Below are 18,892 nucleotides of genomic sequence, written 5' to 3'. Positions count from 1 at the left end.
AACAAAGAAAGGGTGTTTTCGGCTCGTTCTTCAAAAAAGAGCCCGAAAACACCCCCTGCGTGATACCCAGCTCAGACCAAGCCTCGCTTGACAGACAATTCAAACCGAAGGAGCCAATTCCTTGGCCTCAGCCGTCGGCGCCACCAGCCTGAACCCATTGCCGTGCACGTTGATGATCTCCACCCGGGGGTCGCCTTTGAGGTATTTGCGAAGTTTGGTGACAAAGACATCCATGCTGCGGGCCGTGAAGTAATTGTCGTCTTTCCAGATTTTGCTGAGCGCTACCTCCCGCGGCAGCACGTCGTTGAGGTACTGGCAGAGGAGCAGCAGCAGCTCGGCCTCCTTGGGCGAAAGTTTCTGGGTGTCTCCGTGGTGGGTGATGAGGCGGGTCTTCGCGTTGAAGTGGTAATGGCCCAGCTGGTACTCAGTGGCGGCGGGCTTTTCGGCGGTGGTGGGTACCGCCTTCCGCTGCAGAATGGCCTTGAGCTTGCAGAGCAGGATCTCAGAGTCAAATGGCTTGGTGATGTAGTCATCGGCGCCCAGCCGGAAGCCCTCCAGCATGTCGGCCTTCATGGCTTTGGCGGTAAGGAAGATCACGGGCATGAGCGGGTCGGCCTTCTTGATGTCGGCGGCCAGGGAAAAGCCGTCTTTGAGGGGCATCATCACGTCCAGGATGCAGGCGGCGAAGGCCTCTTTCTGGAACATGCGCCAGCCCTGCAGGCCATCGGTACAGAGGGTGACGTCATAGTCATGAAGCTCCAGGTAGTCTTTGAGGACCATCCCGAAGTTGGGGTCATCTTCTACCAGGAGAAGGCGGGTGGCAGACAGTGCGGTCATGGTGTAAGGCGTTTAAGGGTAGAGAATCGTTTAGCTCATGTTTTTCTGAAAAGGCAGCCAAAGCGTGAACTTGCTGCCCTTGCCCAGTTCGCTGCGGAGGTGGATGCTGCCGGCGTGCGCCTCGGCCATGGTCTTCACGTAGCTGAGGCCCAGCCCAAAGCCTTTCACGTTGTGCACGTTGCCGGTGGGCACCCGGTAGAACTTGTCAAACACCCGTTTCTGCGCCTCCCTAGACATGCCCACGCCCTGGTCCTCCACCGAGATGTGCAGGCCTTTGGAGATGGTGGTGGTCTGGATCACAATCTTGGGCGCGGTGGGCGAGTACTTGTTGGCGTTGTCCAGCAGGTTGGCCACCATGTTGGCCAGGTGCCCGGGGTCGGCCCAGACGTACGGTTCCTGGGCCTCCAGCTTCAGGTCCAGCATGCCCTGGCGCTGCTCAATGTGCAGCTGGAACGGCTCGGCGGCCTTCCTGATGAGTTGGTGCACGTCTACCCGCTCGCAGGCCAGCTGGATGGATTGGCGCTCCATCTGGGCGGTCTGCAGCACTTTCTCCACCTGCTGGTGCATGCGCTTGTTCTCATCCCTGATGATGCGGGCGTAATAGTCTACCCGTACCTCGTCTGAGCGCACCTTGGGGTTCACCAGCGCATCCAGGGCCAGGGAAATGGTGGCAATGGGCGTCTTGAACTCATGCGTCATGTTGTTGATGAAGTCGTTCTTAATCTCAGAAATCTTCTTCTGCCGCAGAATGGTGTACAGGGTGAAGGAGAACGTAAGAATGATGATGAGGGTGAACAGCACCGAGATCACCGACGGAAGCAGCAGGCTTTGCCACACGTACAGGTTGCGGTTGGGGAAGTTCAGCAGCAGGAAGCTGGGGGCGGTCATCACGTCGTTGGGGAAAAGGCGCACCGCGTACTCGTTCTCCCGCAGGTTGGCAGAGGCAAACGTGTGGTGCGAGGCCAGCACAAAGTTGGCGTCTTTGGAGGCCGCCGCCACCGACCGCAGCGAGCAACGGTAGGGGGTGGAAATGCTGCGGTTGTGCAGTTCGTTGGCCAGCAGTTCCTTGAGCTTGAGCTGCTGCAGGCGCTCTTCCAGGGGCTTCTCCTTGCGCACGTACTCCACCGCCATCTGCTGCATGACCTGGTTCAGGTGCTGCGCCTTGGCCTGGGCTTTCTGGTGCGGGTCCTTCTCCGGGGTGCCGCTGTGGGCGGGAGCCGGTGTCTTTTGCTTTACCGCCTGTCTGCGAGCTGGTTGCGCAGTGGCATTGAAGCCAGGACTTGAATGGGTAGGAGCCTTGCCGGACCAGGTCTTTCCGCTGTGGGCAGGTACGTATCTGGTAGGAATCTGAAGGGAATCAACGGAGATGGTGAACGACTGCCGCAGTTGTTTGCCAAGCAGAGAGTCGGTGACCAGGTCTATGGTCCTGCCTTGCAGCTTGATGGACTTGAGGTGTTTGGGGTTGAGTAGCCGCAGGGCTTCCTGCTGCCTTAGGGGAGTAAGCGTGTCGCCCTCCAGCCTGTACAGGAAATCCTGGTCGGCCTTGCCGCGCTGGAAGTGCTGGGCCAAACCTTTTTTCAGGAGCGAATCGGCCTTGGCCTGCGAGGCCAGGAACTTCCAGACCACCACTGAGTCGGTGGCTCCCTTCCCGAAGATCTCAATGTGCTGCCCCCCCGACACGAAAGCCCGGGTGCGGGGAGCTTTTACGCGGGTGGTTTCCACCATGCCGTACACCTGCGTCAGCGCCTCGGTGCGCGTCACCAGTACCTGCGGGGGCACTACCGTAACCGCCGGTGGACCAACGGAGGCCGTTACCGGTGCCGGCGGGGCAGGAGCCGCTTTCCTGGGCTGCCGCTTTCGGGCTTCCCTGGACTGGGGTTTGGCGGGCTTGGCGGGTACGGTGGGCTCGGCCTCCGCCAGGGGGGCCGGAGCATCTGTGGTCAAGGCCGCCGCCGTAATCTGGGGAGCTTCCTCTTTGAGGAAGTGCACGGCTTCCTGCTGCTCCAGCCGGCGGGCCACCTGGTGCAGGGCATCGTTGACGTTCCTGTCAAACACCTCTTCCTCCATCTGCACCGCATGCTGAATCCAGTACACCTGGAAGCCTATCAGCCCTATCAGGGAGATGCTCATCAAGACAATGACCCAAAGGAGCGTTTTCTTTCTCATCTCAACAAAGATACGGGGGAAAATGAGGCCTATTCTTACTTTAACGTTTCATTAACAGACTTTAACCAAGCCTTAACCTCTTCTCAAAAAGATACCCGGTAATATTGTAGGCATCAACCACATAACAAACCTAATGTACAAGTTCTATGGAGAAGAAACAATACTTTCTGCACTGCTTTGCCGCGCTGGCCTTCTTAGGAGCCACTGCCTTTTCCCGGGCGCACGCCCAGGCCCCCCAGAAGGAGAAGGCAGCCCCCGCCAGACAGGCAAAGGTGAAAATTCTGAAGCAGGAGAACGGCGAGTTTCTCCTGCTGGACACCACCCTTACCGTGGCGGAGGGCAAGTCACTGGAGGAGGCCGTGAAGCAGATGGAGGCAAGCGGAACCGCGTTCAGAAAGCTGGGGGCCAAGCCCATTGCCCCGGCAGACCTGGCGCCGGGGCAGGACCTGAAGGTGTTCCGCCGGGTGCCGGGCCAGGGCCACGACTCGCTGCGGGTGTTCCGGTTCAGGAGGGCCCTGCCAGACTCAGTGTTCAGCCGGCTTAAAGGGGCTGCCCGGCTCCACGACCTGGAGATGCTGCACCCCGAGCGCCTCAAGGACCTGGAGCACCGGGTGCTCACCATCACCGGCGACTCTATCGCGTTCAGGACCTCCATCAAAGTAGATTCCCTGATAAGGGGCCACCGGTTCTTCCGGCTAGACAGTGCTTTCCACGTGCGGCCCGATTCCTTTCTGCTGCGGGAGACGATCAGGGTGGAGAAAGACGGCACCGGCGAGGTGAAGATCCTGCGGGAGAGCGGCCCGGGAGCGGTGGAGCTGCTGGAGGAAGGGGAGTATGACGTCATTAAGCTCCGGAACGGGAAGCAGCAGGACCGGGTCATCATCCTGAAGGCTACCAAAGCGCCCGCCAGCAAAAAAGAAGCCGCCAAGGCCGCCAAAGCCAGCCGGAAGAAAGGAGAGGCCAAGGCCGCCAAGCTGGACGTGACCTATTCCCCCAACCCCACCAGCGGCAGGGTGAACGTGTCTTTCCACGCGCAGAAGAAAGCCAAGGCGCAGCTACGGGTGGTAGACAGCCAGGGCAAGGCAGTGTTCCAGGAAGACCTGGGCACCGTTCAGGGCACCGTCTCCAGAGACCTGGACCTTAGCCGCTTTGGCAAAGGCGTGTACGTGGTGCAGCTGCAGGTGGGCAACACCGCCCAGGCGGGCAAAGTAGTGGTGCAGTAGCGTTTTAGCCTTGTTTTTAGAAAAAGGCCCGGGAAATAACTTCCGGGCCTTTTGTGCGTTTTCATCACAGCAACGCTGCCTGCGCCTAACCCCCAACTTTAGAGCATGAATTTACCTTTACCCAACCCGCAACTATTTTGTAGTAAGTTACTTGTGTCTGTGTGCCTCCTCTTGTGGTTGAATGGGGCACCAGGGTGGGTGCGGGCCCAGGACAAGGCCGAACACCCATGCGCGGCCAGCCGAATCAGCACCACCCCGGCGCTGCTGGCCGACGGCATTACCTCTGAGGCCCACCGAAACCTGATGCAGAAGTATGACCTGCACTGGTACAAACTGGACCTGCAGGCCGAGCACAATTCGCTGGACCTGAGCGGCAACGTCACCCTCTACGCCACGGCCCTGGCCCCATCCCTCACCGAGTTTGCCTTTGAGCTGCACCCCAATTTCACCATTGAGCAGGTGCTGCTGGAGGGAACTCCCTGCGTGGTGCGGCGCTCGGGCAGTGAGGTGGTGGCCCTGCTGCCCCAAGCCCAGCCCCGGCAGGTCAGGTTTAAGGTGCAGGTGTTCTACGCTGGCTGGGCACCCTCAGGAAGCAGCGCCGCCATCGGCAACGGGTTTAACACGGCCCCCACGCCCTGGGGAGGCGTGACCTGGAGTTTGAGCGAGCCCTTTGCCGCCTCTGAGTGGTTCCCCTGCAAGCAGTTGCTCAGTGACAAGGCCGACTCGGTGGAGGTGTGGGTCACCACCAGCAAAGGCAACAAGGTGGGGTCTAACGGGAGGCTGCAGCGCATTACCCCCGTGGGGGCGCAACGGCACCGGTATGAGTGGAAATCAAACTACCCCATTGCCTATTACCTTATCTCGGTGGCCATCGGGCCCTATGAGGAGTATTCCTTTCAAACCCAGATTCCCGGAGCGCCGGCGCCAGTGCTGGTGCAGAATTACCTCTACCCGGGTGTCCTGAGTTCCATGAAAACAGACATAGACCGTACAGGCGATTTTCTGCGGCTCTTTTCTGAGCTGTACGGCGTGTATCCGTTCCACCGGGAGAAGTACGGCCACACCATGGCACCCATTGGCGGTGGCATGGAGCACCAGACCATGACCACGCAGTCTAACTTTGAGTTCTCGCTCACGGCCCACGAGCTGGCGCACCAATGGTGGGGCGATGAGGTCACCTGCGCCGACTGGAGCCACATCTGGCTGAACGAAGGTTTTGCTTCTTATAGTGAGTACCTGGCCTACGAGCGGCTCTTGCCCGCCAATGCCCCCAACTGGCTCAACGGGGCCCACCAGAGTGCCCTGAGTGCGCCGCAGGGATCGGTGTTCGTGAGGGACAGCACCAACGTGGCCCGTATCTTCAGCTCGGTGCTTTCTTACCGCAAGGGGGCCCTGGTGCTGCACATGCTGCGCCATGCCCTGCAGAACGATGCCCTGTTCTTCCAGGCCCTGCGGGCTTACCGGGAGGAGTACCGCTACCAGGTGGCCACTACCCGAGACTTCCAGCGCGTGGTGGAGCGGGTGAGCGGGCGCCCTTTGGGGTACTTCTTTGACCAATGGGTGTACGGCGAAGGGTTCCCGGTGTTTGACGTGGCCTGGGCCCAGCAGAAAAACGAGGTCTACCTCCAGAGCCGGCAGTTTACCTCCAGCCCGGCTACGCCGCTGTTCACCACCGAGGTGGAATACCGGATCAGGATGGCCACCAAAGACACGGTGGTGCTGGTGCAGCACGGCCAGGAAACAGAAAACTACCGGTTCAAGGTAAGCGGTCAGGTGACCGGGGTGGAGGTAGACCCCCACCAGTGGCTCCTGAACCAGGCCACCGTGCGGCAAGACGCTTCCATCGTGCCGCAGGCGGGGTGGGTGGCTTACCCAAATCCAACCCAAGGGGCGGTGCTGCTCAAAGGGGGCGCGGGCACTCCCCAGCAGATTTCCATCTATGACGTAGTGGGCAGGCACGTTAGAACTGTCTTAGCCTCAGGTACTTCCTTCTCGGTGGAAGGCCTGCCGGCCGGCACGTATCTGGTGCGGGTGTTGGCCGCCGGGGAGTGGTCTCAGGTGCGGGTGGTAAAGCTCTGAAATAAAAATCCTGCTTTTTTAATGTTTTTTTCTAAACAAAATCTTAATATATCAGTTTAAAGCTTTGCGAGTTCTTTAAAGATTCTGCCCCGTTTGCGTTTCTTTTCCCTAAAACAGCCCAAAAACCGGCCTTTTTACCAAGAGGTGCGCCTCTGCCTTGAAAGTCTTTTGAGCTTACCAGATAAGAAGTTAAACCTTTACCTATTGCTAAAACTATGTCTATAACTACTGAAACCGCCCTTGACCTGGATATAAAACATAGGTTATTAGAAGAATGCCTGCGCCAACAGACAGACTTTGTTGACAACGCCCGGCAAGCCATGGAAGAAGCCCAGATCAGCGCCAATGAAAGCCAGGGTGCCATTGAAGACAAGTTTGAGTCGTTCAGGGAGGCTTGCCAGATTCAGCGGGACATGTTTGCCAAGCAACTGGACGAGGCCATAGGAAAACTGGGAATCCTGAAGCGCATTGTGCGCAACAAGGTGAACGAGGATATCTCGCTGGGCTCCGTAGTCCGGACCGATGCCCAGAACTACTTCATCTCGGTGAGCCTGGGCGAGATTGTGCTGGACGGGGAGAAGTACTACGCCATCTCGGCCGCCTCCCCGGTGTTCCAGGCCATGGCCGGCAAAACCAAAGGCGAGTCGTTTACCTTCAGAGATAAGAAAATCAAGATCCTGGACCTCTGCTAACCCGGGCAGGGCAAGTGCCTGAAACCAAAAAAGGGGCTTCTATGGAAGCCCCTTTTCTATTATTGCTGCAATCTGGTTTACTGTACCCGGGTCCACACCTGGGAGCGGCCAATGAGGGAAATGCCAATGTAGCCTTTTACCTCCATCTTGTCGTTGCCCATCAGTTTCATGTAAGAAGAATAGGTCTTGCCAGACTTGGGGTCATAGATGGTGCCGTCGTCCCACTTGCCTTCGCCCTCAGGGGAGAAGTTCTTCAGGAACACCAGCCCAATAATGGGCCGTTTCTGCAGCTTGGGGTCTGGGTTGAACTGGTCAAGTTTGGGTTTGCCGTCGCGGTTGGGTTCTTTCAGCCAGATGATCTTTCCGCAGAGTTTGTCGCCGCACTGGTAGATTTCAAAGCGGGCTTCTTTCTCCTCGTTGGTCCAGATGCCAATGGGAGATTTCTTCTGCGCCCAGCCCAGGGTGGTCAGGCAGAGGAAAAGCGCTAACAAAAAGATCTTTCTCATACGTTTGTTGTTTGATAGTTTGGTTTTAGTTACTCTAAATATAGGCAAATATTGATCCTAAATAATCCGGGGCCCGAAAGTTTCTCGTAGACCAGAGGCAAATACCGGTCTGCTGAGCAGAAACCAACATGCGCAAACTACTTTTAACCACGCAAGGGATATTTTACACCCTCACCGGCCTCTGGCCCCTGCTGCACCGGCCCGGTTTCCTGGCCGTTACCGGGCCCAAGAACGAGGTCTGGCTGGTAGACACGGTGGGCGTGCTGGTGCTGGCCATTGGGGCCGGGCTGCTGACCGCCGCCTTCCGGAAAGAGCGGGAGCGGGGCCCCGAACTGATAGGATTCTTCTGCGCCGTGGGCCTGGGCGCCATGGATGTGCGCTACGCCACCCGTGAGGTTATCCTGGATATTTACCTGTTAGACGCCGCCGCCGAGGCGCTGCTGGCCCTGGCCTGGATCTGGGTTTTCTTCAAAACAGAGAAAACCGGCCCGGAAGAAAAAACATAAAATTTTTCATCAAACCTTTTGAACTATCCTTCCGTCTTTTAACTTTATAAAACGGAAGCGAGTGCTCCGGGCCCCTCTACACAACCATAAGGTACTTGGAAGTCCAGATGGGTTTATGTTGGACTTAAAGAAAGGAGGTAAAAGTGTCTAATCCCAGTAAGAATGTATCAAGCCTAGCTCATGTGTCAACCGTTAACCGTGTTGAAGCTTGCTAAAAGACCTTGGTCTACTGGCGAATCCGGCATGAGGTAGCCAGGCGCGTGAGGGAGGCAGTTCCTTCCTGTGTCGCTTGATACCATTTCAAAGGATTCCGTACCCGGCTACTGCAATGGCCGGGTATTTTTTTGTCCTTACTTTTCTGGCTTGCAAGTAGTAACTGTTGATAATCAAGGGGTTGTATTGTATAAATCCGGTATTTATACTGAGGAAGCCAGGATCGTTTTCTTAGAAAAGTTCAGTTCAACAGCCGGGCGAACCAGGCCGCAATCTAAGCTTGTACTTTGAAGATGAAGCACTTAAGTGCCGGGCCTCAGCCGAAGTTCCGTTTTTGGGGCGTTTCCCTGAAAATCCCCCTGAAACGGCTGCCTCGCCCCTCAGGGCAACACCCTCCTGATGTCCAGGAAGCGCTTCTGGTACAGGGTGCCTTCCACCTCGCTCACTTTCACCCCGCCCTCTGAGGAAGAATGCACAAACTGGATGGGCTTGGGGGCGTTGGAGATGACTATGCCCACGTGCCCGGGCGTGCGGTCCTCGGGGTTGGTGCCGGTGAAGATGATCAGGTCGCCTTTGCGGGCTTCCTGCATGGACACGCTTTCGCCCAGTTTGGCCTGCAGCGTGGAGCCGTGCGGCACCTTCTCCCCAAACCGGCTGTAGACGAACGTGATAAACCCCGAGCAGTCAAAGCCTTCTTCCTCGGTTACCCCGCCGTAGAGGTACTCGGTGCCGTAGCGCTGCAGGGCAAAGGCCACCAGGCTGTCGGCTTTGGTGGGGTAGTTGCCGTCCAGTACGCCCAGGGAGGCGGCTCCGTCAGCCGGGGCAGGGTTCGCCGAGGTGTCGTTATGGAACAGCTGGTCGCCTCCGTCCTGGCTGGTCTGCTTTACCGCCGGACCCAGCAGGGTGCCGGGGCCAAAAACCGCCCGGTACAGGACGAGCAGAGAGAGGAGTACGCCAAAAATGATCCAAATTTTCTTCATGGGAGGGCTTTCTCCTGCATACGTTCGGCCCCGGGGCCGCGGTTGCCCACCAGGGGCTATTCCTTGGATTAACAGGTTTTTAGCCGTATTATTCGCTTTTTAACCCCATCTACCCTTACATGTGTATGCAAAGAATAATCCATTCCTGGGCGTGGGGAGTGCTGCTGCTTCTGGCGGTGGCCCTCTCTTCCTCCGCGTCTGCGGCGCCCACCATCACGTACCGCCTGTCTATGCCAGAGCCGCACACCCACTACTTTGAGGTGGAAATGCGCCTGCAAGGTTTCAGGGGCAAGCACCTGGACCTGACCATGCCGGTCTGGACGCCGGGCTCTTACCTGATCAGGGAATTCCCCAGGAACGTGGAGGCGTTTGAGGCCCAGGCAGGCAACCGGCAGGTGTCCGCCTCTAAGCTGGACAAGAACACCTGGCGCGTGGCCACCGGCGGAAAAGACGTGACCGTGACCTACAAGGTGTACGCCTTTGAACTGACGGTGCGCACCAGCTTCCTGGACGCCAGCCACGGCTACCTGAACGGCACCAGCGTGTTCATGTACCCCGAAGGCCACAAAGACCTGCCCTCTACCTTAACAGTGGTTCCGTTCCAGGGTTGGAGCAAAGTCTCCACCGGCCTGCCTCCGGTACCGGGCCAGCCGTTTACCTACCGGGCCGCCAACTATGACGTCTTAGCCGATTCGCCCATAGAGATTGGCAATCATGAGATCCTGTCGTTTGAAAGCAACGGCGTGAAGCACGAGGTGGCCATGTACGGTGATGCCAACTATGACCCGGCCCGCCTCACGGCTGATATGAAGCGCGTGACCGATGAGTCTACCAAAATATTTGGCGAGCTGCCGGTAGACTATTACCTGTTCATCGTGCATAATTTACCCGCCGGCGGGGGCGGACTGGAGCACCTGAACTCCACCACGCTACAGGCTACCCGCACCGCCTACGGCACCGAGCGCGGCTACCAGGGCTTTCTCACGCTGGTGGCCCATGAGTACTTCCACCTCTGGAACGTGAAGCGCCTGCGCCCCGCGGGGTTGGGCCCCTTTGACTACAACCAGGAAGTGTACACCAACCTGCTGTGGGTGTCTGAGGGCTTCACCTCTTACTACGCCGATCTGATCATGCGCCGGGCTGGCCTGCTCTCGGAGCGCGAGCACCTGGACAAGATTGCCAGCAGCATCACCAGCGTGGAGAACACGCCCGGCAACAAAGTAGTGTCGGCGGCGGAGTCCAGCTTTAACACCTGGATCAAGCAGTACCGCCCCGACGAGAACTCCTACAACACGCACCTGTCTTACTACAGCAAGGGCGCGCTGCTGGGCATGCTCCTGGACCTGGAAATCCTGAAAGCCACCAACGGCACCAAAAGCCTGGACGATGCCCTGAAAGCCCTGTACGACGAGTACTACAAAAAGAAAGACCGCGGCTACACCGACCGGGAGTTTCAGCAGGGCATTGAGAAGTTCACCGGCCGCTCCATGGAAGACTTCTTCCGGCGCTACGTGTACGGCAAAGAGACCCCAGACTACAATGCCTTCCTGAGCACCGTGGGCATCCGGCTCACCGATGTAAACGCGGGCACCAACCAGCCTTTGCTGGGGGCCGCCATCTCCACGGCCAGCGGCAAGCCGGTGGTGAGCATTGTGACCAGAAACGGCAGTGCCTGGCAGGCGGGCCTCAACGTGAACGATGAGATCATTGCCGTGAACGGTTACCGGGTCTCAGAAGACATCAACCGGTCCATTCCGGCGTACGCCGTGGGCGATGTGCTGGAACTGGTCATCAGCCGCAGCGGGCAGCTCATGGTCATTCCGGTGAAGTTGCTGAAAGACCAGACGCTCAAATACCGCGCAGAGTTGGTGCCCTCGCCCACCGAAGCCCAGCGGAAAGCCTACCAGAAGTGGACCAACCCCAAGTGATTTGTGGCTGTTTCCCGTAAAACAGGCTATAAACGCGTAATCAATCTCCATTAAAAACAAGAAGGCCACCCGTTGGGGTGGCCTTCTTGTTTTGGGTCTGTTTTCTGGAAAACAAGCGAAAAACGGGCGCTACTCAATCCGTTTCAGCTCAACCTCGCGGGCGGGTTTAATGATGAGCGGCACTTTCTCCACCTTTACTGAGCTGGTGTCTAGCCCGAACCATTTGCCCTCTGAGGTGGTGAACTCCTTGATGTAGAAGTACGACTGCATGATGGTGTTCTCCCAGAACGGCAGGTCGTTCTCGTAGCTCAGGAACTTCTCCAGCACCACAAACCGGAAGTCCCCAATGAGGTTCTGCTTGTTAAGGGAGCTGTAGCGGCTGGTGATGTCTACTTCCTTGTTCTGCACCAGGTCTTCCACCACTTTCCTGAAGAACAGGTTAATGCGCTGTTCCACCCTGAAGCCCAGGTTGAAATCAATGCGCACCACATCCTGGCTGGCCAGCACCTTCACCTTGTATTCCATGGTGTAGGGCTCATCTACCGTGTTCACGTGAATGAACCAGTAAATGTCGGCGCGTTTGGGCCGCTTCTGGAAGATGGAGTAGATGATTTTAGACTCAATGTCGGTAGTGCGCTCGGCGCTGGTCATGAACACCAGGTGGGTGGTGTACTTGGGAATGGTGTCATCCTCGCTCAGCTCGCGCAGGGCAGGCACGTACTCAGGCAGGGGCACGTACTCGGTGAGGCGACGCTTGATGTAGAACGCCTTCAGCCAGATGTACATCACCGAGATGAGCAAGAGCCCGATCACCAGGGTCACCCAGCCGCCGTGCGGAAACTTGATGAGGTTGGCCACCAGGAACGAGCCCTCAATGGCCAGGTACACCGCCAGGAACAGCCAGACCCACACCTTGGCCACGCGCTTGGTAATGAGGTAGTAGCTGAGCAGGGTAGTGGTCATGAGCATGGTCACGGTAATGGCCAGGCCGTACGCCGCCTCCATGTTCTCAGATTTCTGGAAATACAGCACCACGCCCACGCAGCCCAGCAGCAGCAGCCGGTTAATGCTGGGCACGTACAGCTGGCCTTTCACGTTGGTAGGGTAGATCAGGCGCACCTTGGGCCACATGTTCAGCCGGATGGCCTCCCCGATGAGGGTGAAGGAACCCGTGATGAGGGCCTGGCTGGCAATGATGGCGGCCATGGTGGCAATGGTGATCCCGATGATGAGGAACCACTCGGGCATAAGCCCATAGAACGGGTTGCGGTTAGAGAGCGAGGTGAGCAGGCGGCCTTCAAACTGCATCAGCCAGGCGCCCTGGCCCAGGTAGTTGAGCACCAGACAGGTTTTCACGAAGGCCCAGCTGATCCGGATGTTGCCGCGGCCGCAGTGGCCCAGGTCTGAGTACAGCGCCTCGGCCCCGGTGGTACACAGGAACACCGCGCCCAGCAGCCAGAACCCGCCCGGGTAGTTCACCAGCAGGTCATAGGCGTACACCGGGTTAAAGGCCTTAAAGATCTCCGGGTGCTGAACGGCCGATACCAGCCCCAACACCGCCAACATGGTGAACCAGACCAGCATGAGCGGCCCGAAAGCCTTGCCTACAATCTGGGTGCCGAAGCTCTGCAGCAGGAACAGGACCACCAGAATGCCAATAACAATGGGCACGGTGGGGATGTGGGGGTAGAGCAGCTCCAACCCCTCTACCGCCGAGGACACCGAGATAGGCGGGGTAATGATGCCATCGGCCAGCAGGGCGCTGCCGCCAATGATGGCCGGCACCGTGAGCCACTTGGCCCGCCGCCGCACCAGCGTGTAGAGCGAGAAAATACCGCCCTCGCCCTTGTTGTCGGCCCGCAGGGTGAGCAAGACGTACTTGATGGTGGTTTGGAGGGTCAGCGTCCAGATCACGCAGGAAATGCCTCCGTACACCAGGGCGCCATTGATGGGAGAACTGCCTATGACGGCCTTCATCACGTACAGCGGTGAAGTGCCAATGTCGCCGTAGATAATCCCCAGCGCGATCAGCAAACCTGCCCCCGATACCCGGTGGGCGTGGCTAGTGTTGTTCATCTTTGTTGTGTCTAAGAAAGTTTCCCCCAAAGCCATTCCTTAAACTGGCGGAGCCCCCGTAATGTTCTCCCTTTCTGAGCCATTACGGGTTGCCCGTTTTGAGAGGGGGCCAAAAATACTAGCTGTTCCTGAATAAAAATAGGCTTGCCAAAGGTATTTTATTGGCGGACCGGCGGGCCACGGAAGGGCAGAAAAAGCGGGCCGGGGCGGCAGCCTGGCCCGGAAGGTGTAGGGTGAAAAATAGCTACATCTCTATTTAACTATGTAAGAGTTTGGTAAATCGGGTTGCTGTTGTATATTTATAACAAATTTTATTCAAATACCAATAAATATCCTTTATTCATAGTAATTAACTAATACTAGAAAGCCGGTAAAACTATATGGTTCCAATTGAAACAGAGTGTTTTAAAGTTTTTATTGATGAAGCAAACGCTATAGCGGTCCTAATCTGGAACGGACAGGTGAACACCAAGGAATACCAGAAAGGGTGCGCCACCCTGATCAACACCATGACGAGCCACCACCTGAAGAAATGCCTGATTGACACCAACAAACGCGACAACCTGCCGGCCGAGTCTGAGGAGTGGGAAGTGGCCATCCTGCAGGGCGAGGTGGTGCTCTGCGAGTCAAAGGACCTGCACGTGGCCCTGGTGATGTCTGAGGAGAAGTACCAGCGCATGGTCCACAACTATTCCCTGTCCTTTGCCAAGCCCACCAGCAAGCCCCTCAACTTCCACTACTTCACCAAAGTGGAAGAAGCCATGGACTGGCTGGTGAACGAGCCCCTGGCAAAAGAATAGCCCGCCTGCCAAAGGCCGGGCCCGTAAACCGTTCCAATACTCCCGCCCTTTGTCGGGCTGGCTTTGAGCAAAAAAGCAAGAGCGGTGCCCCCAAAGGGGAAGCACCGCTCTTGCTTTTTTCAGGGACTAGCTCCGGTTAGCTGTTTACCTTGAGCAATTCCACGTCAAAGATCAGGGTGGCGTTGGGCCCAATGTCTGCGCCGGCACCTCTGGCACCGTAGGCCAGGTTGCTGGGAATAAACAGACGCCACTTATCACCTTCTTTCATCAGTTGGAGGGCTTCTGTCCAGCCCGAGATAACGCCGTTCACGGGGAAGGTGGCCGGCTCGCCGCGCTCATAGGAAGAGTCAAACACGGTGCCGTTGATGAGGGTGCCGTGGTAGTGGGTGGTCACGTGCGAGCTCTTGGTAGGGGTCTTGCCAGAGCCGCTTTCCAGCACTTGGTACTGCAGACCGCTGGGCAGGGTGTTCACGCCCTCTTTCCCTTTGTTTTCCGCCAGGAAAGCTTCGCCCTCTTTCTTGTTCTGCTCCCCGGCGGCACCGGCGGTGGCCTGCTGTTTCTCCTGCATCTGCAGCTGGAGCTGCATCATGGCAGACTGCACCTCGTCCTGGCTTAGCTTGGACGGGTTGCCGGCAATGGCTTCCTGCAGGCCGAAGAGCAGCGCCTCTGGCTCAATGTCAATGCCTTGCTTCTGGAAGTTGGCAGCCATGTCACGGCCAATGATGTAACTGATTCTCTGGGAAAGGTCTTTTAATTCCATAGTTTTCAATTTGTAGAGTAAAGGTACGGTTTCTGGGAGAATTGGATCACTAAAAACAGAAAACCCCGCTGGGGCGGGGCTTTCTGACCTATAAGTAGGGCACCTTATAAGTACAAATGGATATCTTCATCTGAAAGATCTACATCCAGGTTTCCGGGAGTAAGCAGGGTAGTCGCCAACAGGCCTAAAGCGCCCAGGATCAATAAGGAGGAAATGGTCGAGATCTTTTTCATGGCCTTTCGCTTTTATCGTTTATATTATTAACGTAAAAATCTACAATTTAGTTTACCGGTACGTAAAGCGCCCATTAGCATTTTGTTAAACCTGTGCCCGCTTGCCAGCCACCTGCCACCAGGCTGCTTTTCAACGACTAAACACGTCCTGCAGCCCGCCCAATCAGGTACAAAAGCCGTTTTTAGCCTATTTCCAGGAAAGTGGCCCCAAAACAGAAAAGGGAAGCAACTTGCGGCCTTCGGACAGAAAGAACAAGAATACAACTGCCACCTACCTGCCGCAGCCTCCCCAAAATGCAAAAGGAGCCGGCGTTAACCGGCTCCTTTCCAGAAAATAGGTCAAAATCAGCCCAGACTCAGGACACAAGACACAAACTCAAGACTCAAGACTCAGGACTCCTCTACATGTTTCGTCTGTACTGGCCGCCCACTTCAAACAAGGCATTGGTGATCTGGCCTAGCGAGCAATACTTAGACACCTCCATGAGGGCCTCAAAGATGTTGCCGTTCCGGATGGCCACTTCCTGCAGGTGCTTCAGGTGCGCCGGGGCAGAATCCGCGTGGCGGGCGTGCAGCTCCTGCAGCATGGCAATCTGGTACTGCTTCTCTTCCTCGGTGGCCCGGATCACCTCAGCCGGAATCACGGTAGGGGAGCCTTGGCTGCTCAGGAAGGTGTTCACGCCAATAATGGGGTACTCGCCGGTGTGCTTCAGGGTCTCGTAGTACAAGCTTTCTTCCTGGATCTTGCCGCGCTGGTACATGGTTTCCATGGCCCCCAGCACGCCGCCGCGCTCGGTGATGCGGTCAAACTCGGCCAAGACGGCTTCCTCCACCAGATCGGTCAGTTCTTCAATGATGAAAGAGCCTTGCAGCGGGTTCTCGTTCTTGGCCAGGCCCAACTCGCGGTTGATGATGAGCTGAATGGCCATGGCTCTACGCACCGATGCTTCCGTAGGGGTTGTAATGGCTTCATCGTACGCGTTGGTATGCAGCGAGTTACAGTTGTCGTAGATGGCGTACAGCGCCTGCAGGGTGGTGCGGATGTCGTTGAAGTCAATCTCCTGCGCGTGCAGCGAACGGCCCGAGGTCTGGATGTGGTACTTCAGCATCTGCGAGCGGGCGTTGGCCCCGTACTTCAGCTTCATGGCCTTCGCCCAGATTCTGCGGGCCACCCGACCAATCACCGCGTACTCTGGGTCAATGCCGTTGGAGAAGAAGAAGCTCAGGTTAGGCGCAAACGCGTTGATGTCCATGCCGCGGCTCACGTAGTACTCCACAAAGGTGAAGCCGTTGGCCAAGGTGAACGCCAGCTGCGTGATAGGGTTCGCACCCGCCTCCGCGATGTGGTAGCCCGAGATGGACACCGAATAGAAGTTGCGCACGTTGTGGTCAATGAAGTACTGCTGCACGTCGCCCATGAGGCGCAGGGCGAACTCGGTGCTGAAGATACAGGTGTTCTGGGCCTGGTCTTCTTTCAGGATATCGGCCTGCACCGTACCGCGCACCGCGGCCAGGGTTTTCTCTTTGATTTGAGCATAGACTTCGGCCGGAAGTACCTGGTCGCCGGTCACGCCTAAAAGCATGAGTCCCAGGCCGTCGTTGCCTTCGGGCAGTTCGCCCTGGTACTGCGGACGTTTCTGGCCTTTTTCTTTGTAAATAGCCTCAATACGCTCGTTTACTTCTTGCTCCAGGCCGTTCTCTTTGATGTACAGCTCGCACTGCTGGTCAATGGCGGCGTTCATGAAGAAACCGGTAAGGATGGCGGCTGGACCGTTGATGGTCATGGACACCGAGGTCTTAGGGTCGGCGAGGTTGAAGCCCGAGTACAGCTTCTTGGCGTCATCCAGACAGGCAATGCTCACCCCGGAGTTACCAATCTTGCCGTAGATGTCTGGCCGCAGGTCCGGGTCTTCGCCGTAGAGCGTTACGGAGTCAAACGCGGTGGAAAGGCGCTTGGCCGGCATGCCCAAGCTCACGTAGTGGAAACGGCGGTTGGTGCGCTCGGGTCCGCCCTCACCGGCGAACATGCGGGTAGGGTCCTCGCCCTCGCGCTTGAACGGAAACACGCCGGCGGTGTAGGGGAACTCGCCGGGCACATTTTCCTGCAGGTTCCACTTCAACAGATCGCCCCAGGCCTCGTAACGTGGCGTAGCTACTTTGGGGATTTGCAGTTGCGAAAGGCTGGTGGTGTGGGTGGCCACTTTCAGCACTTTGTCGCGCACCTTGAACTCGTAGAACTCGTTTTTGTAGCTCTGACGCTTCTCGGGCCATTGCTCCAGCAGCTTCTTGTTCTGGCCGTCCAGCTTTAAAGCCGTTTCTTCGTAAGCGTACTCTAACCCCTTGACCAGACGGTCTTTATCTTCTACCTCCAGGGCCTGAATGGCTTCAATGGACTGCCGGATGCCGTAGAGTTTCTGCGCCACGCTGGCCTGCTCCACCACCCATTTGTCATAATTGCGGTTGTTCTCCGCGATCTCAGACAGGTAGCGCGTGCGGCTGGGCGGAATGATGTACACTTTCTCCGACATCTCACCGGTGGCCTGCAAATTTGACTCAAAAGCAACGCCGGTTTTCTCCGTGATTTTCGCCATCACGGCCTTGTACAGGCGGTTCATACCGGGGTCGTTGAACTGCGAGGCGATGGTCCCGAACACCGGAACCTCGTCATCAGACACGTCCCACAGCTGGTGGTTGCGCTTGTACTGTTTCTTTACGTCGCGCAGCGCATCCAGGGCCCCGCGCTTGTCAAACTTGTTCAGTGCGATGATGTCGGCGAAGTCCAGCATGTCAATTTTCTCCAGCTGGGTAGCCGCGCCGTACTCGGGCGTCATCACGTACAGGCTGGCATCGGAATGCTCAATGATCTCGGTGTCTGACTGGCCAATGCCCGAGGTCTCCAGGATGATCAGATCAAAATTGGCGGCTTTCACTACGTCCACCGCGTCCTGCACGTAGCGGCTCAGGGCCAGGTTGCTCTGGCGGGTAGCCAGCGAGCGCATGTACACGCGGCTGTTGCTGATGGAGTTCATTCTAATTCTATCGCCCAACAGAGCCCCGCCGGTCTTGCGTTTAGAAGGGTCCACCGAGATGATAGCGATGGTTTTCTGCGGGAAATCCATGAGGAAACGGCGCACCAGTTCATCTACCAAAGACGATTTTCCGGCCCCGCCGGTCCCCGTGATTCCCAGCACCGGCGTAGTTTTGGTAGCAGTCTGCTGGTCAATACCGGAAAGCAGCTGTTCTTTCGCCTTCGCGAATTCCTCCGGGAAGTTCTCGGCGGCGGAAATGAGGCGGGCAATGGATTTAATGTCTTTCGCTTTTACGTGGCTGGCTTCGCCGTTCAGGTTCTGGCCCGTGGGGAAGTCGCACTTCTGCAGCATGTCGTTGATCATGCCCTGCAGGCCCATGGCGCGTCCGTCGTCGGGGGAGTAGATGCGCGCGATGCCGTAGCCGTGCAGTTCTTCAATCTCGTGGGGGAGGATCACGCCGCCGCCACCGCCGAAAATGCGGATGTGGCCGCAGCCGCGCTCCTGCAACAGGTCATACATGTATTTGAAGTACTCCAGGTGCCCGCCCTGATAGGAAGTAATGGCAATGGCCTGGGCGTCTTCCTGAATGGCGCAGTCCACAATCTCCTGCACCGAGCGGTTGTGGCCCAGGTGGATCACTTCGGCGCCCGATGCCTGAATGATGCGGCGCATGATATTGATAGCCGCATCGTGGCCGTCAAACAGGGAGGCAGCGGTGACAATGCGGATGTGGTTGACCGGTTTGTAAGGTTGTACAGTGGTAACTGACATTTGTTAGCTTAACTGGTGAATGGTATGCGAAAGTACGAATTTTCAGATACAATGGAGAAGGGGCACCTAACTCCTTGCGGACCGTTTTTGCCC

The 18,892-nt window shown here is 57.2% G+C and carries 14 protein-coding genes; 6 read left to right on the top strand and 8 right to left on the bottom strand.

Annotation, left to right across the window (positions count from 1 at the left end; genetic code table 11):
- Positions 1-99: 99 nt before the first annotated feature.
- On the bottom strand, positions 100-837 hold the full coding sequence (locus JT718_RS13225; RefSeq protein WP_205503186.1) for a response regulator transcription factor: 738 nt from the start codon (positions 835-837) through the stop codon (positions 100-102).
- 30 nt (positions 838-867) lie between these two features.
- A complete protein-coding gene (locus tag JT718_RS13220) occupies positions 868-3,003 on the bottom strand; it encodes a sensor histidine kinase (protein WP_205503185.1) in 2,136 nt (711 codons plus the stop codon).
- 146 nt (positions 3,004-3,149) lie between these two features.
- Between JT718_RS13220 and JT718_RS13215 the strand changes: the two genes are divergently transcribed.
- From JT718_RS13215 to JT718_RS13205, 3 genes are all read left to right on the top strand, one after another.
- Complete coding sequence (locus JT718_RS13215; protein WP_205503184.1) at positions 3,150-4,226, top strand: T9SS type A sorting domain-containing protein; 1,077 nt, start codon at positions 3,150-3,152, stop codon at positions 4,224-4,226.
- 105 nt (positions 4,227-4,331) lie between these two features.
- Positions 4,332-6,305: a M1 family metallopeptidase gene (locus JT718_RS13210; RefSeq protein ID WP_205503183.1), complete on the top strand. Its 1,974-nt coding sequence runs from the start codon at positions 4,332-4,334 to the stop codon at positions 6,303-6,305.
- Positions 6,306-6,520: 215 nt separating this feature from the next.
- Entirely contained in the window at positions 6,521-6,997 is a 477-nt protein-coding gene (locus JT718_RS13205; protein WP_205503182.1) for a hypothetical protein, read from the top strand.
- A 77-nt stretch (positions 6,998-7,074) separates the two neighbouring features.
- Here the strand turns inward: JT718_RS13205 and JT718_RS13200 are convergent, their stop codons facing one another.
- Positions 7,075-7,503 carry a DUF2147 domain-containing protein gene (locus tag JT718_RS13200; RefSeq protein ID WP_205503181.1) on the bottom strand — a complete coding sequence of 143 codons (429 nt, stop codon included), beginning with the start codon at positions 7,501-7,503 and terminating at the stop codon, positions 7,075-7,077.
- 128 nt (positions 7,504-7,631) lie between these two features.
- Between JT718_RS13200 and JT718_RS13195 the strand changes: the two genes are divergently transcribed.
- Positions 7,632-8,009 (top strand): hypothetical protein, encoded by a 378-nt coding sequence (locus tag JT718_RS13195; RefSeq protein WP_205503180.1) that lies wholly within the window; start codon positions 7,632-7,634, stop codon positions 8,007-8,009.
- Positions 8,010-8,602: 593 nt separating this feature from the next.
- Here the strand turns inward: JT718_RS13195 and JT718_RS13190 are convergent.
- A complete protein-coding gene (locus JT718_RS13190; protein ID WP_205503179.1) occupies positions 8,603-9,202 on the bottom strand; it encodes a C40 family peptidase in 600 nt (199 codons plus the stop codon).
- A gap of 125 nt (positions 9,203-9,327) precedes the next feature.
- On the opposite strand from JT718_RS13190, the gene JT718_RS13185 reads away from it, so the two are divergent.
- Positions 9,328-11,130 (top strand): M61 family metallopeptidase, encoded by a 1,803-nt coding sequence (locus JT718_RS13185; protein ID WP_240337085.1) that lies wholly within the window; start codon positions 9,328-9,330, stop codon positions 11,128-11,130.
- A gap of 129 nt (positions 11,131-11,259) precedes the next feature.
- Here the strand turns inward: JT718_RS13185 and JT718_RS13180 are convergent, their stop codons facing one another.
- Positions 11,260-13,206, bottom strand: a complete 1,947-nt coding sequence (locus JT718_RS13180) for a KUP/HAK/KT family potassium transporter (protein WP_205503178.1) — start codon at positions 13,204-13,206, stop codon at positions 11,260-11,262.
- A gap of 461 nt (positions 13,207-13,667) precedes the next feature.
- Between JT718_RS13180 and JT718_RS13175 the strand changes: the two genes are divergently transcribed.
- Positions 13,668-14,006 carry a hypothetical protein gene (locus tag JT718_RS13175; protein ID WP_205503177.1) on the top strand — a complete coding sequence of 113 codons (339 nt, stop codon included), beginning with the start codon at positions 13,668-13,670 and terminating at the stop codon, positions 14,004-14,006.
- Between the two features lie 136 nt (positions 14,007-14,142).
- Here the strand turns inward: JT718_RS13175 and bamJ are convergent, their stop codons facing one another.
- The 3 genes from bamJ to JT718_RS13165 all read right to left on the bottom strand — a co-directional run bounded on the left by bamJ (position 14,143) and on the right by JT718_RS13165 (position 18,799).
- Positions 14,143-14,766, bottom strand: a complete 624-nt coding sequence (gene bamJ, locus JT718_RS13170; RefSeq protein WP_205503176.1) for a BamJ family beta-barrel-assembly machinery protein — start codon at positions 14,764-14,766, stop codon at positions 14,143-14,145.
- Positions 14,767-14,870: 104 nt separating this feature from the next.
- A complete protein-coding gene (locus tag JT718_RS20665) occupies positions 14,871-14,999 on the bottom strand; it encodes a hypothetical protein (protein ID WP_262897355.1) in 129 nt (42 codons plus the stop codon).
- 401 nt (positions 15,000-15,400) lie between these two features.
- Positions 15,401-18,799 (bottom strand): methylmalonyl-CoA mutase family protein, encoded by a 3,399-nt coding sequence (locus JT718_RS13165; protein WP_205503175.1) that lies wholly within the window; start codon positions 18,797-18,799, stop codon positions 15,401-15,403.
- Positions 18,800-18,892: the final 93 nt, after the last annotated feature.

Origin of the sequence: Rufibacter psychrotolerans (assembly GCF_016924645.1) — a bacterium.
In the GTDB taxonomy this organism is placed as follows: Bacteria; Bacteroidota; Bacteroidia; order Cytophagales; family Hymenobacteraceae; genus Nibribacter; species Nibribacter psychrotolerans.
Note: the sequence above shows the minus strand (reverse complement) of the source record. Positions and strands in the feature narration are given on the sequence as shown.

Excerpts from the sequence above, each read along its gene's own strand:
- JT718_RS13225 (WP_205503186.1), bottom strand. The coding sequence starts at position 837 with ATGACCGCACTGTCTGCCACCCGCCTTCTCCTGGTAGAAGATGACCCC.
- JT718_RS13220 (WP_205503185.1), bottom strand. The coding sequence starts at position 3,003 with ATGAGAAAGAAAACGCTCCTTTGGGTCATTGTCTTGATGAGCATCTCC.
- JT718_RS13215 (WP_205503184.1), top strand. The coding sequence starts at position 3,150 with ATGGAGAAGAAACAATACTTTCTGCACTGCTTTGCCGCGCTGGCCTTC.
- JT718_RS13210 (WP_205503183.1), top strand. The coding sequence starts at position 4,332 with ATGAATTTACCTTTACCCAACCCGCAACTATTTTGTAGTAAGTTACTT.
- JT718_RS13205 (WP_205503182.1), top strand. The coding sequence starts at position 6,521 with ATGTCTATAACTACTGAAACCGCCCTTGACCTGGATATAAAACATAGG.
- JT718_RS13200 (WP_205503181.1), bottom strand. The coding sequence starts at position 7,503 with ATGAGAAAGATCTTTTTGTTAGCGCTTTTCCTCTGCCTGACCACCCTG.
- JT718_RS13195 (WP_205503180.1), top strand. The coding sequence starts at position 7,632 with ATGCGCAAACTACTTTTAACCACGCAAGGGATATTTTACACCCTCACC.
- JT718_RS13190 (WP_205503179.1), bottom strand. The coding sequence starts at position 9,202 with ATGAAGAAAATTTGGATCATTTTTGGCGTACTCCTCTCTCTGCTCGTC.
- JT718_RS13185 (WP_240337085.1), top strand. The coding sequence starts at position 9,328 with ATGCAAAGAATAATCCATTCCTGGGCGTGGGGAGTGCTGCTGCTTCTG.
- JT718_RS13180 (WP_205503178.1), bottom strand. The coding sequence starts at position 13,206 with ATGAACAACACTAGCCACGCCCACCGGGTATCGGGGGCAGGTTTGCTG.
- bamJ (WP_205503176.1), bottom strand. The coding sequence starts at position 14,766 with ATGGAATTAAAAGACCTTTCCCAGAGAATCAGTTACATCATTGGCCGT.
- JT718_RS20665 (WP_262897355.1), bottom strand. The coding sequence starts at position 14,999 with ATGAAAAAGATCTCGACCATTTCCTCCTTATTGATCCTGGGCGCTTTA.
- JT718_RS13165 (WP_205503175.1), bottom strand. The coding sequence starts at position 18,799 with ATGTCAGTTACCACTGTACAACCTTACAAACCGGTCAACCACATCCGC.